Source organism: Pseudoalteromonas sp. T1lg23B, assembly GCF_002964665.1.
In the GTDB taxonomy this organism is placed as follows: Bacteria; Pseudomonadota; Gammaproteobacteria; order Enterobacterales; family Alteromonadaceae; genus Pseudoalteromonas.
The window spans coordinates 18,481-35,288 of the sequence record NZ_PQBZ01000007.1; the positions used below are offsets into that span (position 1 = coordinate 18,481).

General features: G+C 43.2%; 17 protein-coding genes and 1 tRNA gene. 7 read left to right on the forward strand and 11 right to left on the reverse strand.

Annotation, left to right across the window (positions count from 1 at the left end; genetic code table 11):
• Positions 1–66: 66 nt before the first annotated feature.
• From infB to C2M32_RS02975, 5 genes are all read right to left on the reverse strand, one after another.
• Positions 67–2,715 (reverse strand): translation initiation factor IF-2, encoded by a 2,649-nt coding sequence (infB, locus tag C2M32_RS02955; RefSeq protein ID WP_105167035.1) that lies wholly within the window; start codon positions 2,713–2,715, stop codon positions 67–69.
• Between the two features lie 26 nt (positions 2,716–2,741).
• Positions 2,742–4,244, reverse strand: coding sequence for a transcription termination factor NusA (gene nusA / locus C2M32_RS02960; protein WP_105167036.1), 1,503 nt, complete (start codon positions 4,242–4,244; stop codon positions 2,742–2,744).
• A gap of 40 nt (positions 4,245–4,284) precedes the next feature.
• The gene (rimP, locus tag C2M32_RS02965; RefSeq protein WP_105167037.1) at positions 4,285–4,740 is read right to left on the reverse strand and encodes a ribosome maturation factor RimP; all 456 of its coding nucleotides are present in this window, start codon (positions 4,738–4,740) and stop codon (positions 4,285–4,287) included.
• 31 nt (positions 4,741–4,771) lie between these two features.
• Positions 4,772–4,954: a hypothetical protein gene (locus tag C2M32_RS20725; protein ID WP_105167038.1), complete on the reverse strand. Its 183-nt coding sequence runs from the start codon at positions 4,952–4,954 to the stop codon at positions 4,772–4,774.
• 47 nt (positions 4,955–5,001) lie between these two features.
• A tRNA-Met gene (locus tag C2M32_RS02975) sits at positions 5,002–5,078 on the reverse strand.
• Positions 5,079–5,482: 404 nt separating this feature from the next.
• Between C2M32_RS02975 and C2M32_RS02980 the strand changes: the two genes are divergently transcribed.
• Both C2M32_RS02980 and C2M32_RS02985 read left to right on the forward strand, forming a co-directional pair.
• On the forward strand, positions 5,483–5,962 hold the full coding sequence (locus C2M32_RS02980) for a globin (RefSeq protein ID WP_105167039.1): 480 nt from the start codon (positions 5,483–5,485) through the stop codon (positions 5,960–5,962).
• 56 nt (positions 5,963–6,018) lie between these two features.
• Positions 6,019–6,525, forward strand: a complete 507-nt coding sequence (locus tag C2M32_RS02985; protein ID WP_105167040.1) for a hypothetical protein — start codon at positions 6,019–6,021, stop codon at positions 6,523–6,525.
• Between the two features lie 24 nt (positions 6,526–6,549).
• On the opposite strand, the gene C2M32_RS02990 is transcribed toward C2M32_RS02985, so the two are convergent.
• Positions 6,550–6,954 carry a DUF3019 domain-containing protein gene (locus tag C2M32_RS02990; RefSeq protein ID WP_105167041.1) on the reverse strand — a complete coding sequence of 135 codons (405 nt, stop codon included), beginning with the start codon at positions 6,952–6,954 and terminating at the stop codon, positions 6,550–6,552.
• Positions 6,944–7,717, reverse strand: a complete 774-nt coding sequence (locus C2M32_RS02995) for a MipA/OmpV family protein (RefSeq protein WP_234401204.1) — start codon at positions 7,715–7,717, stop codon at positions 6,944–6,946. The genes C2M32_RS02990 and C2M32_RS02995 overlap by 11 nt, the downstream gene beginning before the upstream one ends.
• Before the next feature lie 244 nt (positions 7,718–7,961).
• Between C2M32_RS02995 and C2M32_RS03000 the strand changes: the two genes are divergently transcribed.
• The 3 genes from C2M32_RS03000 to C2M32_RS03010 are packed head-to-tail and all read left to right on the forward strand — an operon-like array spanning position 7,962 to position 10,683.
• On the forward strand, positions 7,962–8,972 hold the full coding sequence (locus C2M32_RS03000; RefSeq protein WP_105167042.1) for a phospholipase: 1,011 nt from the start codon (positions 7,962–7,964) through the stop codon (positions 8,970–8,972).
• Between the two features lie 5 nt (positions 8,973–8,977).
• Positions 8,978–10,156 carry a peptidyl-prolyl cis-trans isomerase gene (locus C2M32_RS03005; RefSeq protein ID WP_234401205.1) on the forward strand — a complete coding sequence of 393 codons (1,179 nt, stop codon included), beginning with the start codon at positions 8,978–8,980 and terminating at the stop codon, positions 10,154–10,156.
• Positions 10,153–10,683, forward strand: coding sequence for a hypothetical protein (locus C2M32_RS03010; protein ID WP_105167044.1), 531 nt, complete (start codon positions 10,153–10,155; stop codon positions 10,681–10,683). The genes C2M32_RS03005 and C2M32_RS03010 overlap by 4 nt, the downstream gene beginning before the upstream one ends.
• Before the next feature lie 122 nt (positions 10,684–10,805).
• Here C2M32_RS03010 and C2M32_RS03015 read toward each other — a convergent pair whose 3' ends face one another.
• A complete protein-coding gene (locus C2M32_RS03015; protein ID WP_070991688.1) occupies positions 10,806–11,252 on the reverse strand; it encodes an Hsp20 family protein in 447 nt (148 codons plus the stop codon).
• Positions 11,253–11,416: 164 nt separating this feature from the next.
• On the reverse strand, positions 11,417–12,610 hold the full coding sequence (gene dapE / locus C2M32_RS03020; RefSeq protein WP_105167045.1) for a succinyl-diaminopimelate desuccinylase: 1,194 nt from the start codon (positions 12,608–12,610) through the stop codon (positions 11,417–11,419).
• Between the two features lie 273 nt (positions 12,611–12,883).
• Between dapE and C2M32_RS03025 the strand changes: the two genes are divergently transcribed.
• A complete protein-coding gene (locus tag C2M32_RS03025; RefSeq protein WP_105167046.1) occupies positions 12,884–13,534 on the forward strand; it encodes an OmpW/AlkL family protein in 651 nt (216 codons plus the stop codon).
• Between the two features lie 57 nt (positions 13,535–13,591).
• Here the strand turns inward: C2M32_RS03025 and C2M32_RS03030 are convergent, their stop codons facing one another.
• A complete protein-coding gene (locus C2M32_RS03030) occupies positions 13,592–14,122 on the reverse strand; it encodes a thioesterase family protein (protein WP_105167047.1) in 531 nt (176 codons plus the stop codon).
• Positions 14,123–14,441: 319 nt separating this feature from the next.
• On the opposite strand from C2M32_RS03030, the gene C2M32_RS21085 reads away from it, so the two are divergent.
• Positions 14,442–14,747 (forward strand): hypothetical protein, encoded by a 306-nt coding sequence (locus tag C2M32_RS21085; protein WP_325047860.1) that lies wholly within the window; start codon positions 14,442–14,444, stop codon positions 14,745–14,747.
• A gap of 28 nt (positions 14,748–14,775) precedes the next feature.
• Here C2M32_RS21085 and tyrR read toward each other — a convergent pair whose 3' ends face one another.
• A complete protein-coding gene (gene tyrR, locus C2M32_RS03040) occupies positions 14,776–16,332 on the reverse strand; it encodes a transcriptional regulator TyrR (RefSeq protein ID WP_070991696.1) in 1,557 nt (518 codons plus the stop codon).
• Between the last annotated feature and the right edge of the window lie 476 nt (positions 16,333–16,808).

Below are 16,808 nucleotides of genomic sequence, written 5' to 3' on the forward strand. Positions count from 1 at the left end.
TTATTTAAACACAATAGACAAAATGGGGGCTATTGCCCCCATTTCAACCATTATATCGGCATTGAATTACAATGTACGCTGTACTTCAACCGTCTCGAATACTTCGATTTGGTCGCCAACTTTAACATCGTTATAGTTCTTAACACCGATACCACATTCCATACCGTTACGTACTTCTTGCACGTCATCTTTGAAGCGGCGTAGAGATTCTAGCTCACCTTCATAGATAACCACGTTGTCACGAAGTACACGAATTGGCGCGCTACGCTTAACCACACCTTCCGTAACCATACAACCTGCAATCGCACCAATCTTAGGTGATTTAAACACATCACGTACTTCGGCAAGACCAATGATCTCTTGCTTGAATTCAGGTGCCAACATACCAGACATGGCTTGTTTAACTTCTTCAATCAAGCTGTAGATTACACTGTAGTAACGTAAGTCTAGATTCTCAGCTTCAATCACTTTACGTGCAGAAGCATCAGCACGTACGTTAAAGCCGACAATAATCGCGTTTGAAGCTGCCGCAAGTGTTGCATCAGTTTCAGTGATACCACCTACACCAGAACCCACGATCTTCACTTTAACTTCATCAGTTGAAAGCTTAGTAAGTGAATCAGCAATCGCTTCGATTGAACCTTGAACATCCGCTTTTAGTACCACGTTAACTTCAGATACGTTACCTTCGGTCATGTTACTAAACATGTTTTCAAGTTTCGCTTTTTGTTGACGCGCTAGTTTAACATCACGGAATTTACCTTGACGGTACAGGGCCACTTCACGCGCTTTACGCTCATCCTTAACTACGGTTGCTTCATCACCCGCAGCAGGTACGCCAGAAAGACCTAGAATTTCAACTGGGATTGAAGGACCCGCAGTTTTAATCTCTTGACCATTTTCATCACGCATTGCACGAACGCGGCCATATTCAAGGCCACATAGTACAATGTCACCCTGACTTAATTGACCTGACTGAACCAGTACCGTTGCAACTGGACCACGACCTTTATCAAGACGAGATTCGATTACAACACCTGCCGCCATACCTTTGGTTGGCGCAGTCAGTTCTAGAATTTCAGCTTGCATTAATACCGCTTCAAGAAGCTCATCAACACCGGTACCAGCTTTCGCTGAGATATGTACGAATTGCGTGTCGCCGCCCCACTCTTCTGGAATAACATCCAGTTGAGCTAATTCGTTTTTAACACGGTCTGGATCTGCGCCTTCTTTATCCATCTTGTTCACAGCAACGATAAGAGGTACACCCGCTGCTTTAGCGTGCTGAACAGCTTCTTTAGTCTGTGGCATCACACCATCATCAGCTGCAACAACCAAGATTACGATATCAGTCGCTTTTGCACCACGTGCACGCATTGAGGTAAACGCAGCGTGTCCCGGTGTATCCAAGAAGGTGATCATACCGCCTTCTGTTTCAACGTGATATGCACCAATGTGCTGCGTAATACCACCGGCCTCGCCAGAAGCTACCTTAGCGCTACGAATATAATCTAGTGTTGACGTTTTACCATGGTCAACGTGACCCATTACAGTTACAACCGGCGCACGAGGCTCTGTTGAGTCAACTTCTGCACGGTCACTTAGTACTTGCTCTTCTAATTCATTTTCTTTAACTAGAATAACTTTGTGACCCATTTCTTCTGCAACTAGCTGGGCAGTTTCTTGGTCGATAACTTGGTTAATCGTAACCATATCGCCCATTTTCATCATCGTCTTAACAACTTCCGCGCCTTTAACAGCCATGCGTGAAGCGAGCTCTGCTACCGTGATGGTTTCGCTGATACGTACTTCTTGTTTTACATCAGTAACTGGCTTTTGGAAACCATGTTGTAGAGAGGTTGGCGCTTTGAGCTTGCCTTTGCGACCTTTTACTGGCGCTTCAACTTTAGCAGGTGCCTTTTTCTTCTTCTTACGACGCGCACTTTTCTCTTCACGTGCGTCAGACTCATCTTCCGCTTCACGAGCGTAAGTTGAGGTCGTTAAATGGTGGTCTGCCGTTTCTTCACGAAGACGGCGTTCCTCTTCTTCTTTCTTCCAACGAGCTTCATTTTCTTCAGCTAGTCTACGCGCCTCTTCAGCTTGGCGCTTCGCTTCTTCTTCAGCTTTTCTCAATGCTGCCTCTTCTGCTTCTTTTTGCAGACGCTCAGCTTCAAGGCGATCTTTTTCAGCTTGCGCACTATCCACTTTTTTGTCTTGCGGTTCGTTAGCTTTACGTTCGGCGTCAGCCTTACGTTTAGCTTCCTCTTTGGCTTTACGTTCAGCTTCCTCTTTGGCCTTACGCTCAGCTTCTTCTTTGGCTCTCAGTTCAGCCTCTTGCTGTGCTTTAAGCTCAGCTTCTTGACGCGCAGCTTCTTCCGCCGCTAAACGCTCTTGCTCTTTTTGCTGATCAATCGCGCTCTTTTTAACATACGTGCGTTTTTTGCGCACTTCAACAGACACAGACTTTTCTTTACCCGTTGAGCCTTTAACACTTAAAGTGCTTTTGCTTTTACGTTGTAATGTCATGCGCTCAGGACCTTCGGCACCTTTACCGCCATGTTGACGGCTAAGGTGGTCAAGTAATTGCGCTTTTTCAGACTCAGTCACGCTGTCGTCTTTACCTTTGGTGATCCCTGCATCATTCAACTGCTGCAGTAATTTATCAACAGTTGTATCAATAGTCTCGGCTAGTTTCTCAATGCTCACTTCTGCCATAGTGTGTGTTACCTCCGTTAATAAATTTATGCGTCTTCACCAAACCAACAAATGTTACGTGCAGCCATGATCAACTGCCCAGCTTCTTGCTCTGATAAATCGGTTATTTCTACAAGTTCGTCGATGCCTTGCTCTGCCAAATCTTCAAGTGTAACCACACCCTTGCTGGCCATAACAAATGCTAAGTGACGCTCTAGGCCCTCTAAAGCCAATAGGTCTTCAGCAGGCTCTGCACCTTCTAAACTTTCTTCAGTCTTAAGTGCTTTAGTTGTTAAAGCGTCTTTCGCACGGTTGCGCAGTTCTTCAACAGTGTCTTCGTCTAAACCATCAATTTCAAGGAACTCAGAAACTGGTACGTAAGCCACTTCTTCTAGTGTTGAGAAACCTTCGTTGATTAGCAACGCTGCAAAGTCATCATCAATATCTAAGTGTTCAGTGAACAAGTTCACTAACTTGTCTGACTCTTCGGCATTTTTTGCTGCCATATCTTCTACTGTCATCACATTTAGTTCCCAACCCGTAAGCTGGCTTGCTAAGCGAATGTTCTGACCATTACGACCGATTGCTTGTGCTAGATTGTCTGCTTCTACCGCGATATCCATAGAACGAGAATCTTCATCCATGACGATTGATGCTACTTCTGCAGGTGCCATCGCATTGATAACGAATTGAGCAGGGTTATCATCGTAAAGTACAATATCAACACGCTCACCACCGAGCTCTGAAGATACTGCTTGAACACGCGCACCACGCATACCAACACACGCACCAACAGGGTCTATGCGTTTATCATTCGACTTCACTGCGATTTTTGCACGTGAACCTGGGTCACGGGCTGCGCCACGAAGTTCGATCATCTCTTCACCAATCTCTGGTACTTCGATACGGAATAACTCCATCAGCATTTCAGGCTTCGAGCGCGTAACAAATAATTGTGCGCCACGTGCTTCAGGTTTCACGTCGTACAACAAACCACGTACACGGTCGCCTGGACGGAAACTTTCGCGTGGTAACATGTCTTCACGATAAATCACTGCTTCTGCATTGTTACCTAAATCAATCACGATAGCATCGCGAGTTGCCTTTTTAACAACGCCCGTTACTAGCTCACCTTGCTGATCTTTGTATGCTTCAACAACCAGTGCACGTTCAGCTTCACGTACCTTTTGTACGATAACTTGCTTAGCCATTTGCGTCGTGATTCGGTCAAATTTGATTGACTCAATTTGTTCTTCTACGTAATCACCCAATTTAATGTCTGGCTCTTCTACTTGGGCCGCTTCGAGGGTAATTTCCGCGTAGGGGTTTTCAAGTGAACCATCTTCGCGTGGGTCAACAACCATCCAACGACGGAAAGTGTCATATTCACCAGTCTTACGGTCAATAGCTACACGAACTTCAATGTCGCCAGTATGTTTTTTCTTTGTTGCAGTCGCTAGTGCGAACTCTAATGCTTCAAAAATCTTTTCTCTTGGGACTGCCTTTTCATTGGAAACGGCTTCTGCCACCAATAATATTTCTTTTGCCATAGGTAATGCCTCGCTTGCCCTTGTCCTTCGCACTTAATACTTATAACTTTGCGATAATGTTCGCACGTTCGATGTTGCTAAGCATGATTAGATGCTCTGCACCATCAACGCTTATCGTGATCATGTCACCACTTACAGCAACTAAGTCGCCTTTGAAGTTACGACGACCATCCTGAGGAAGTTTAGTACGGACACGTACTTCTTCACCCTGAGCTTTCTCGTAATGCGCCTGTTTGAATAACGGTCTATCTATACCCGGAGAAGACACCTCCAAGTCATATTCATTTGTAATGGGGTCTTCAACATCTAAAATCGCACTAACTTGTCGACTTACATCCGCACAATTATCTACAGTAATGCCATTTTCGTGTTCAATGTATACACGCAACGTAGAATGACGACCAGCTTGCACAAACTCAAGACCCAATAATTCAAACCCCAGTGCTTCAACTGCAGGTTCTAACATTGCTGTCAATTCTTGCTCGAGTTTTGTCACAAAATTCCTCCATACAAACAAAAAAAGGGCCTTAGCCCCAATAACTTAGCTGCTTCAGATCAAAGCTTGGGTTAGCAACCAAAGCCGCAGATACAACAACGCCCCGAACCAAGCGGGGCGTCACACCTAAAGCAAAACTGTGTGGCCAAAGGCCTTGCTTGGTTGCGTTTGACGGCAGCCAAATTAAGCAGACGCTTAAACGCAAAACGCGCATTACAAAGAATGCGCGACACCATACAGGAATAGCTTGTATTCCAGATTTGGTTGCGGGAGCCGGATTTGAACCGACGACCTTCGGGTTATGAGCCCGACGAGCTACCAGGCTGCTCCATCCCGCGCCAATAGCAGTGCAAGCACTGCGAAATATGCGCTGTATTATAAGGACAGTTCCATTAATAAGCAACCTTAGACACAAATAAATCAGCACTTATCGCGATTATGTTCATCATAACCAATATAACAGCACAAACTTCAGGTGTGATTACAACAAATAACAATTGCATTCATGATGGAACCGACTTTTAGCCTCATCACCGCTTTAGTCATCGTACGACTTATCCCACAATATAGAGATTTTTCGTACAAATTTTTCAAACATCTCGCATCCTAGCATATACACACTATACTTAGTACAACTAGACAGACGACCTACTCTGGCTGTGATCTTTAGCAAGTAAACATTTTGCTTGTGTTATTTTAGTTCGAGCAAACGGATGCGCTCTTAATCGACGACGAGGCGATTATGAGTATTTCTCCCTATCAATACCAGCTGTTAACGCAATCCTTTGCGACAATTCAGCCCAACTTTCACTGCTTTTGTGTGAGCTTGCGTACTCAGTTGAATCGTTATGAAGTTCAACTTGTGTTACCAAACAACAACGAGCAACTTATCAGCATAGAACAAAGAGCCAGTAAATTTATTCAAGAAGCATTGTATTTACTGCCCCAACAGGAGCAGCTAGCAAGCTTTATACAGTTACATGCCCCAAGGTTTATGCTGCTAAACCCCTCAGAAAGGGACATAACTGTGCTATGCAATGTCATGATATCAACCTTACAACTCCACTTAGGCGCACAATTCACACTGGCCCTGAGAAATGCATGGCGAAAAGCGCTACACATTTTTGCCAATATTATAAAAAATGCTCTATTTGGCTCAAGCAATGTGGTTTGTTTGCATGAGTTTAAGCTGCAAAAACAACAACAAGCATCTACCAATTAATGACATTAGCGCATCTCATACGTACACTAAATCAAATTAATTGATTAGGTGTACGTATGCATAAACCATTTCTTTTCCCAGTAATTTTGTGTTTCACACTGAGCGGTTGTGACTTTTTTAACGATTCAAAAGTCACTGTCGAACAACAGTATTTAGCGCAACACCAAGAATTAAAACAGGCCGTTGAGGGCATTCGTCAGCAAGGTTTAGATGCCTTTTCTGCAACTGTAGAAAAGGGCTCGGTTGCAGCGTGTGTCACCAAACAGCTAGAAATGGATCCGATGGGGGAGCTCATCGCTGTTGAAGGGGCATTGCAAGACAGTGCCAACCTTGCCGATCTTATCAATACCATTGAGGGATTAACCGATCAAGAGATAAGTCTTGAGCGCATTCCAGATTTATTGCGCCAAGGTGCTGACACGCTCAATTACCTGCGTACATTATTGAACAGCTATGAACTGAGTGATTTGCAAAAACAAGCGCACCAACTCTTAGAAGATGGACAAACTCAAAGCCAAAACATAGGCCAGCACTTAAGAAGCTTGGTTGAACAATGTAATTAAAAAAGCCCCAGCGGGCTTTTTTTGTTAAAACAGGCGCCAACGACGCTTTTTGGTCTGCACTTTGTGCACCCAATTGACCTCAATTGTGGTTACCGCTAAAACATCTCGTTGAGCTTGAGAAATAAGTTCATAACTTAAGCTTTGCGCGGAACCAAAACTCAGAGTGTAGGTAAATGACTTCGTGTTTGCCCAACACTGTAAAATCTTCTTTGAGTAACCTTCGCGAATACAATAATCCCCTATCGTGGGTGTATTCACTTTAAACTTCACATCGGCATAGCAGGTTCTTCCTTGGTTAAGTGCAACGCACTTATTCGGAGTAGCATGTAAAATCTCACTCGGTGCCTGTGTCGCACCATAGCCGTCAAACGCAATAACTCCTAAAATTGCTCCTAGCAAATACTTAGCTGAAATGAGCTTAAAATACATATTTCACTCCAGCGAAAACGGCACTTGCATGACGAGACTCAACCAGCGGGCTTTTTGTCACGTTAGAAGAGCCAACCAGTATTGACGCCCCAGCACTAAAGACCCAATCAACAGCAATTGGATAATTTGCCTGAACTTGTGTAAACACGGATGAAGCTCCATTCACCTGATAAGCGGGTAAGTGAATTGATTGCTCATCAATATCAACCCCGTAGAAGTAATCGATAAAGTTACCGGAATAGTAATTTACCCCAAAGTTAAACCATACATCCCAGTTGCGTAACTCAAAATTACGCGTAGCTTCACCATGAAGTACCCAACCATTGCTCCCGCCAAATGCGTCATATACCAGCTCAACCACCGCACTATATTCTCCAACAGAACGATAATAGGCAAGACCAAAGGATTGATCTTGATGGCGTTCTTTTATGCCACGAAGGGCGGGGACGGTTGGGTCATCGTCAATATAGCCGCTTTGTGAAAAGCTCAAATGGTAATTGCCGTAGATAATGTCTATTCCCTCTTGGCCATTAGTCCACAATTGATAACCTATATCTGCTCCACCAAAAAAGTCACCGGAGTCAACGCGAAGATAAAAGTTTTTATACTCAACCCTCGCATCTGCAAGAATACTGACACCACCAAATGTCGATTTAGCGCCTTTGAGTTTTGGCAGCGTGAGGTCAACCCAAAAAGCGCCTAAGCTGAGTTGCCAATAGAGTTCACCATTTTGTTCATACTCTTGCTGTGCTTTACTCACCATAGGCATGCTAAGCAACAGAAGGAGCAATATTTTTATCTTATTTATCATATTTGGGCATGCTTTCTTATTTATGTAGTTTGTGCCGAAATTGCCGCCTAATGATACCCGACCTAACTGATATCAACAATCACAGTTTTAACTTAATTAAAAGTCTAAAATTAACCAAAATGAAATCAAAAAGTAACATTTAGCCTGTCAAATATCGCACCTCGAACTAGAGTTATTACTTTACCTAAGGATAATTATGAAAAAAATAATACTCTGCGCAGCGCTGGGGATGGCAACGCTGAACGCTCACGCCTTTAGTCAAGAAACCCACAAGCGCATCGTAATCGATGCTGTGAACTACATGGCGCAAAACCCGTCAACCACTCAATATCAAAAATTAGCAAGCTATGCAGCCGCCAACAATATGAGCGTTTCGGCTCTAGCTCAACTACTCGGACAAGCTGCGTATGATGTTGATGACTTTGAAGACACATTCTTCTGCGGAGCAATCACAGGTGACTGCGTACAAGCGCCATTGTGGGGGGCCGCTGAGAGCATCGTAAAATATACCAGCTACTGGCACTTTCAAAATCACACACAAGGTGCAGACGCGCATGGTAACGACTTTGGCGGTTATAACTATCAAAAGTTAACTGTTTGGGGCAGCGTTGACTCAATGGCCGCCACTTGGTTAAAAGGTGATTATTTGGACGATGGCCAAGGCGGTGAAACGGGTTGGTTCCGTGCAGATGACACGCGCTACAACAGCTATGGTATTACTGAAGCCAATTATCGCATCGACAGTCAGTCAAACTATAATATGTACGATGACTTTGAAGAGATGCCATTTCAGCCAATCGATAACCTAGGCCAATATTGGTATCAAAAGTATCTGCAAAGTGGTAATCCTCAATTACTTGGATTTGTATTCCATACCACTGACTTACTGCAACCCCATCATACATGGACAACTTCGGATCTTAATCACTCAAGTTGGGAATCTTGGGTAAAAGACTATTATGATCAAGAGAACCTCAATAATATGCAGTTAGTACGAGAGGCGCTTGATAGCTTTGCCCCACTTGGCGCAAACAGTCAAGATATACGCCCACTGCTCACGCAAGGTGGTGCTTTTTCTTACGCACAAGGCGGTATCGTGCTCAACTCAAAAGATCACTATGATCGGCTAAATACGGCAAAACTTGTGATCCCTCATGCCATTGCCATGGTTGTGCATTTACTTAACCACGCAATGGTGGCACGTTAATGCGTATGTTGGTTTTACTAGTGGCAAGCTTATTTAGCTTGCCACTGTTCGCACAGCTCAACTTTAGCCAATCTGAAATAAAATTGGTACATAACGTCTTACAAGAAAAAGCGCCCAGCCTCTCTTTGCGCCAAGCAAAAGAACGCTTGTTAGAAAATGCCTTTTTACTGGCACAAGCAAAACGGCACCAACCTGCCATTTTACACAAGCAGTCTGCGGTTGGATTTAGCAGCGACTATCATGCCCGACGTTTTACACTGGTATTATTAAAAAGTCAGTTTGACCTGCCCAATGTCCCAGCACTTGATGACAACGCTTTTGCGCCATACACCTCTTTGTGGCTGTTGGATAATTTACCCAACTATCCAAGCAATAACATTTACTCACAGCAACAGTTAGCACAACTTGAACGCGTGGATTTAACGCATTTAGCTAATGCTCCACTGACGCTTGCAACGCTCATGAATGAGCAGTCCATGCAAAACCGCTATAAGCTACACCAAGGCGAAATTAATCTGTTTAAATCGCTTATAGCTGAACACCGTCGTTTCAACCTAACCATGCAGTTACTGGCCGATAAGCTACAGACGATGGGGCTATCAAAGCAACGACTGTTAGAAATCGCCAAAGCAGAACTATTGCGACCTGTGATGCTCACCTACTTTGGCGTACTACACAGTATGCATGGGGAACACAGTGCCTATGTAGAGCAACTACAAGCCAAGATCACACAACAGCAAATTAACGATTACTTTAAAGCCAACAAGAATGACTTTAGGTACATCGCTCAAGTACACTCTCAGGCGGTACTTTTTAAAGAGAAAGAGCAGGCTTCACAATTTTACCACTATGCCAAACAGCACTCTTTTGAGCAGGCACTGAGTCAATTCAAACAACGAGACCTATTCGCTCAAACAGACGGTCTAGTAAAGCGCAAACAGCAAAATTCATGGGCCGAACAACTCGCGTTTAGCTTGCTACCAAACAAGTTATCGAAGCCCGTGAGAACGCCTCAAGGTGAGTGGCTTGTCGCCACCACATTGAAACGCCAGTACAGCTATTACCAAGCAGATAGTGAGACCGTTAAGTATCAAGCCAAAATAGCGCTCACTGATTCATTGGCAACAGCCGAGTATGAAAAATTAAAAAAACAGTGGTTTAGACAACACAAGGCGACGCTATGAAACGATATTACATTGGGCTTATGTTGAGTGGTGTAATACTCTGCACACTGATTATCTGGCTTAATCATGACCCACAGCCGCCAGTAACACTCCCACAAAATGTGAACGCAACTAATCGCACGATTATCGTTGAACCTGCGAGCGAAGCCTTGCATTTAGCTGATAAGCAAGTGGAGCACACACCTGCTGCCGCAAAGGCTCAAAGCAATGACACTGACGCAAACAATATAGACGCCATAGATGTATATGTTCCGCCAATCGCCGAACCGACACACACACCAGCCTATCAAGGCGACTTAAATGATTATGAGCAGTATCAAGCGTTTGGTGAAGCACAAGAACGAAAACTGAAACAACAATATATTGATGCTGCCGCCGACAAAGTTAAACGTCTAGAGGCTCTGTTAGCACGTGGACGAGCAGAAGGTATCAGCAAAGAAGAACTTACCTTTGCGCAACAGAAAATCGCAGGCATTAAAGCCATGAGTGAGGAATTAAGGTTGGAGCTAGAGGATCATACGCAGTAATCGCCAGTCTAACCTTGGCTTGAAACAAACCCCTTAAAACAAAAACGCCGCTCATTTGAGCGACGTTTTTGTCATTACTTAAGGTCAACAACAGTCAGGGAAATCTGTTTGCGACGCTATATTTATTTATTATCTAGCAGTCTTCCAGAGCCGATCTCGATTTTACGTGGTTTGAGCGCTTCTGGAATTTCTCGTTCTAGATTAATCACCAACAGGCCGTGTTCTAGCTCAGCATTGATGACCTTAACATGGTCACCCAACTGAAACTTACGCTCAAAACTACGCTCGGCAATGCCTTGGTGAATAAACTTTCTCTCTGGCTGGGCACTTTTCTGTGCTTTAGTCCCCGATACTTTCAAGGTGTTATTTTCTGACTCTATATTAAGCTCTTGCTCACTAAAGCCCGCCACAGCCATGGTAATTTGGTACTTGTCTTGATCTAACAACTCAATGTTATATGGGGGAAATGTGGCTTGTTTATCTGTGCGAGCCGCGGCATCCATTAACGATGCTAAATGATCAAAACCAATGAATGAACGATAAAGTGGAGATAGGTCTACTGTGCGCATAATAATATCCTCATAATTAAGCGATATAAGTTTTTTACTCTTCCTAAGGAACCAGAAAAAAAACTATTATTTTATTAAATTCAATTTGTTATATTCATGAAAACCCATTACGGCGTCTTCACTAACTGATTTATGGTCGACAAACTTGTTTTCAAGTAAAAAACTTATAAGTTTTCCAAAAAACTTTCATTTTCAATAAAAAAGTTATTTAAAACAGATATATATATATCTTCAACTATCGCTAAGTCTGAGATAGAAACATGTTCATTGACCTGATGAATGGAGTAGTTACGCACACCACATTCAATGACCTGCGTCTGTGGGGACGCAAAAAAACGGCCATCGGACGTACCACCTGACGTACTTAAAGTAGGATAGTGACCAGTGACCTGATGAATAGCTCTTTCGGTCAAAGATAAAAAGCAATTATGCTCTTTTACGCCCGTATAATATGGCTCACATGGGCGCTCCCAGACAAATTGTAATTGGCTTTGCCAATCTTCTAGCAACGACTCAACCAAAGCTTGTACCATGTCACTTTTATAGCCATGGCTATAGCGAATATTAAAGGTGATTTCACACTCACCAGGCACTAAGTTATCGACAATATTTGGTACTGTGATCCCTGTCACCTGTAAATGCGTCTTAGAACCGGGCTCATCTTTCCACCATACTAGCTGGGTTAACGCGCTTACAATCTCACCCGCAATGTGGGCCGCATTAATGGTATTTTCTGGATAGGCAACATGCCCCGCTCTACCATTAATTTGCACTCTGCCAGACAATGCGCCTCTGCGTCCGTTCTTTATCGTATCACCCACAACTTTGTCTGATGTTGGCTCTCCAACCAGACAAGCATCCAGCACAATGCGCTGCTCATGCAAAAACTGGGCGATGCGTTTTGAACCATATTCCGCTTCACCTTCCTCATCAGAAGTGATCAGCCAATAAAATGTTCCCCGAGCCTGTGGCTGCTTGCATAAGTACTCAGTCGCGCTGAGCATCGCGGCAATGCCCCCTTTCATATCGGCAGCACCACGGCCAACGATACAACCATCAACAATATCGCCACTAAATGGCGCTACTTGCCAACCTTTATTATTTGCAGGCACAACATCGACATGACCGGCAAAGGCCAAACTGGGGCCCGGCGAGAAATGACGCTTTGCAATTAAGTTTTTAACCCCTTGGACTTCTTCTATCAGCAAAATTTCGAAACCAAGGTCACATAATTGATCACTCAACCACTTTATGGTGCCCGCATCATCTGGGGTAACTGACGGAGCCTGAATTAGTTTTTGGAGTTTCTGTATGGTGGTTAGATTAGCTGTGGTTATCTCAGCAAGTTGCTGTGCCATGTTGTTAAGCCTATATACTCAAACACGTTTGTACTATTACAGCCAGCTGGTATTGCAATTTGATGGCATTTTTAGGTCATCACAATGACAATGTCGTTGTAAAATGCGCTAGTCCTTTGTGTTTTAGCTGCAAAACCTTAATCTAAATCAAAGTTTCAAAAATTTCTGAAACATCCAATCGCAAATATTGATCTAGAACAGTTTTTTTATTCGTCCGAGCCTTACTATTGACCCATCAAAACAAGATACCTCGTATAGGTTCAGGAGATGACAATGAAAACACTTAGCACTGCATTACTTTCAGCATTACTTGTTGCAGCCCCATTTGCTCAAGCACAATTTAGCATTAACGTTGGTGCTATTAACGTCAACCCAAGCAATACTGCGTCTCATATTGACCAAAATGAAGCGCTAGGACTTGTGGCCGACTCAGATACACAGCTAGGATTAACGTTCGACTATCAATATTCTGACAACATCGTTTTTGAACTCGTCGCAGCGACACCATTTTCCCATACCGTTGAAGGTGCTGGCGGTCTCCAAGGCGCTGAAATCGCAAAGGTAAAGCACTTACCACCGACACTATTGGCGCAGTATCACTTCTTCGCAGCTGATGCTAAGTTTCGTCCATTTATTGGTGCAGGCCTAAACTACACTGTATTTTTTGACGAAGAAGCAACGGGAGCACTGCGCACCACATTGGGAACAGACGATGTGAAAGTTGACTTAGACAGCTCGTTTGGCATTGCGCTGCAAGTTGGTTTCAACTACGCGCTAAACGACAAATGGGGGCTTCACGGTATGATTTCCAAAATCGATATCAACACTGACGCGACCGTTTATGCCAATGGTGTTAAGACTCTTACCTCGGATGTAGAGCTTGATCCTGTGGTCGCAATGTTTGGCGTAAAATACAAATTTTAATAGACCTTTATACAGTTACTTTACTCAGCCCTAAAGGCCACGCTCAGTGGCCTTTTATCATTTATTATTTATTTTCTTTTCTTCAAGCATCGCTTTCCAATGCATTATTTCTGTTGGCAAAATAGGGGTTTGACCATCAAAGCCAGCTACATCTAACATTTCTTGTACGCTAACAATCCCCTTCTTACTACGAAACACGCCCCGCACGTATGCGATGGCATGTAGGCCTCGTGCTGAATGGAACTTTTGTTCAATATAAAAATACTTATGATCCCAACCGACTAAACGAGTAGAGACACTAAATGACTCAAACGGTTTGATGTCTCTTATGTATGTAATCGCCGTTGCGTTGACTATGGGAAACCAGCGCTTTTTCATCACCGCAGAGAACAGTCCAATTCGCTCTGTCATCCAAGTTCTTGCCAAGTCCATAAAGGCTAAATAGCGCGAGTTGGTCAAATGCAAGTTAATATCACAGTCGCTAGGTAATACGCGAAAACGACATTCAACCGTATCCAGAAGTTGCTGATACTCTTTATTGGTTTTAATTTTCCAAAACAGCAACAACAATCGAAAATATAAGTTCATATATCATGGTCCAACCAGTTGTTATTTGAGTCGAGTCTAACATAGAACAATCGCTGAACAAGAAGTACTTGCCATCTTAGTGTTGCTCAACTAGTCTTCAAAAAAAGTCTATAAAATTGTTCGAGATGAAAGAAAACTATTACATTTATACATTTCTGGGGCCTTTAGCCTGCTTTTTTCCAGCCTAAGCTTTGCCGATTTCGATTACCCTGGTGAGGGTACACTTCGTTACCCAACCGGTGCAGAGAAACCTTTTTCCTTTGGTTTTGCTTGGCAAAATAAAACTAAACGATTTCGTATTGGCGAAAAAAGCTACGAAATGGCTGAACTGCCAGAGTCATATTCCATCGCAATCACATTAAGCAAAGATGAAAGCAAAGTCTGGATCCAAGAATTTAATAAAGGATTTATTGAAGGGTTTGATTGGCAGCTTGGCAAACATAAACTGTCGCTTCACAAGCAAGACTTTAACGATAACGTAAAAGGTAACTACCTATTGACGTTCAATAACGTGGATTATTTTCTTGCTAGAAGCAATGTGAGCATTGAAATTTCTTTTACAACAGAAGGCATTGATAACGTTAAATTAGATGGTGTGACTAAGGATATGGGCATTAGAAAATAATGCCCATTTGGGATCGGCAAAGGTAATTTTATACCTTCACCGTTTTTCTATTGATACCGTATTCACGTAGCTTATTAGCCACCGCGGTGTGGCTTAATCCTAGACGCTTCGCCAATTGACGAGAACTGGGATACGCGGGGTAGAGTTTACGCAACAAGGTCGCTTCAAAACGCTTTACAGCCTGTTCCAACGAGCCTTCAAAATCGGATTCTAAATAGCCTAAGTCATGAGTAAATGTCGGCAACTGCATATGCTCAACACGTAGCTCTTGATCGTCAAGCAATGATACCGCTCGGTAAATTGAGTTTTCCAACTGACGCACGTTACCAGGCCACGGATACTGCTCCAAAAACTCTAAGCAATCTTCTGACAATTTAGGGGCTGGATGGCCGTTTTGCTGTGCATATTTCTGAATGAAGTGCTCAGCCAATGGACCTACGTCTGCTTTTCTATCGCGCAGCGGCGCTATTTCTAGCGTTAATACGTTAATACGATAGTACAGGTCTTCTCTAAAACTGCCTTCTTGGACCATTGCGGGTAAGTCTTTTTGTGTAGCAGCGATGATGCGAACGTTCACTTTAACCTCGTTTTCATCACCTACTTTACGAAAAGTACCATCTTGTAAAAATCTTAATAGCTTAGTTTGCAGCTGCTTTGACATCTCGCCCACTTCGTCGAGAAATACCGTTCCGCCGTCAGCTTGTTCTAACACACCTCGTTTGGGCGCGGCATTGTCTTCATAGCCTGCATATCCGAATAGTTCAGACTCAGCAACATCATCCGGTAATGACGCACATGATAATGCAATGAAAGGCTTAAGTGAGCGGTTGGAAGCATAATGGCATGCTCGTGCGAGCAATTCTTTACCCGTTCCGGTTTCACCGGTAATTAAAATAGGCGCTTCAAGCTGAGCCATTTTCCGCGCTTCACGCACGACTCTGCGCATTGCTGTACTGTGATTATGAATAGTCGCGAAACTTTCTTGTCCATAACGACGAAACGCACTGACCTGCTGACCAAGACGGCTCTGTGACTTGATGTTGATTACTGCACCTGCCAATACATCCGCATCATTACCCTGTGGAACTGAAATTGGTAAAATGTCCGCGATGTAATCTTCGCCACTCACTTCAACACGTGTGGTTTGACCAAGCACTTCTTTGCCCTCTAACCAGCGTGTAAAATTAAAACCTTTCAATAAATTATTGATATTTGCACCAATAATTTCCGACTCAGGTTGATTTAAATCCTTGCACGCAGCATCGTTACAATGACGTACCCAACCCTTCGCATCAATCGAAATGACGCCATCGGGGAGCGCACTTAACAGAGTATATAACTCGTTATGCTCTCGTTCGGATGGAAGGAAAGCCGTTGTTCTAACGTCCTCAACGCCATCTATCAGCCTTATTTCAGGCATGATTTTTTGAAACTGTTCAAACTCAATGGGCGGAAAACTAACGTACATTCGACAATTAACCGAATCTACTTCTATACCTTTCAAATCAACCTGGTAACTAACCAAGATATTGAGTATTTCTTGGGCAATACCAATTCGGTCTGCACAATGAATTTCAAGACGCATTTGTTCCTCAAAAAGGGGTAGCACAACTTGTTTGGATCATACTCTAAGAATAGCTACTGGACTAGATTAATGTAAACAATTTTGAACAAATCAGCCGATTTAATCAGTAAAAATACCGTTTTTTACCCAGCAACTAATGAAACTGTATTAGTTTTAAGAACAACTGGCATCACGCAGTTTAGATATTTGGCCGTAATAAGAATGAATGAACCAAGTGCTAAGGTCGTAACGTATGAACAAACGGGCTGTTACTCAGTTGAATATCTTTTAAAGCATAAAAGCACAACACCATAACGCTTCAATAGGCTGTTGAGCCGTAACTTTTTTATAAATATTTAACACTTATTACTATGATTTTTGGAGTTTTATTCTACGCTTTTAATGTCTACAGAGCTAAAGTCGTGTCCCGCTCAACGAATGACAAATTACATACCTTAACCCCTATAACTTTTTAACATGAGGCAGTGAGTGGCTCT

What these genes read in the sequence shown, in the direction of transcription:
- C2M32_RS20725 (WP_105167038.1), bottom strand. Translation starts at nt 4,954, where the DNA reads ATGCGCGTTTTGCGTTTAAGCGTCTGCTTAATTTGGCTGCCGTCAAAC.
- dapE (WP_105167045.1), bottom strand. Translation starts at nt 12,610, where the DNA reads ATGGCACAGCAACTTGCTGAGATAACCACAGCTAATCTAACCACCATA.
- C2M32_RS03030 (WP_105167047.1), bottom strand. Translation starts at nt 14,122, where the DNA reads ATGAACTTATATTTTCGATTGTTGTTGCTGTTTTGGAAAATTAAAACC.
- nusA (WP_105167036.1), bottom strand. Translation starts at nt 4,244, where the DNA reads ATGGCAAAAGAAATATTATTGGTGGCAGAAGCCGTTTCCAATGAAAAG.
- tyrR (WP_070991696.1), bottom strand. Translation starts at nt 16,332, where the DNA reads ATGCGTCTTGAAATTCATTGTGCAGACCGAATTGGTATTGCCCAAGAA.
- C2M32_RS02980 (WP_105167039.1), top strand. Translation starts at nt 5,483, where the DNA reads ATGAGTATTTCTCCCTATCAATACCAGCTGTTAACGCAATCCTTTGCG.
- C2M32_RS03005 (WP_234401205.1), top strand. Translation starts at nt 8,978, where the DNA reads ATGTTGGTTTTACTAGTGGCAAGCTTATTTAGCTTGCCACTGTTCGCA.
- infB (WP_105167035.1), bottom strand. Translation starts at nt 2,715, where the DNA reads ATGGCAGAAGTGAGCATTGAGAAACTAGCCGAGACTATTGATACAACT.
- C2M32_RS02995 (WP_234401204.1), bottom strand. Translation starts at nt 7,717, where the DNA reads ATGGTGAGTAAAGCACAGCAAGAGTATGAACAAAATGGTGAACTCTAT.
- C2M32_RS03015 (WP_070991688.1), bottom strand. Translation starts at nt 11,252, where the DNA reads ATGCGCACAGTAGACCTATCTCCACTTTATCGTTCATTCATTGGTTTT.
- C2M32_RS03025 (WP_105167046.1), top strand. Translation starts at nt 12,884, where the DNA reads ATGAAAACACTTAGCACTGCATTACTTTCAGCATTACTTGTTGCAGCC.
- C2M32_RS02990 (WP_105167041.1), bottom strand. Translation starts at nt 6,954, where the DNA reads ATGTATTTTAAGCTCATTTCAGCTAAGTATTTGCTAGGAGCAATTTTA.
- C2M32_RS03010 (WP_105167044.1), top strand. Translation starts at nt 10,153, where the DNA reads ATGAAACGATATTACATTGGGCTTATGTTGAGTGGTGTAATACTCTGC.
- C2M32_RS02985 (WP_105167040.1), top strand. Translation starts at nt 6,019, where the DNA reads ATGCATAAACCATTTCTTTTCCCAGTAATTTTGTGTTTCACACTGAGC.
- C2M32_RS03000 (WP_105167042.1), top strand. Translation starts at nt 7,962, where the DNA reads ATGAAAAAAATAATACTCTGCGCAGCGCTGGGGATGGCAACGCTGAAC.
- C2M32_RS21085 (WP_325047860.1), top strand. Translation starts at nt 14,442, where the DNA reads ATGGCTGAACTGCCAGAGTCATATTCCATCGCAATCACATTAAGCAAA.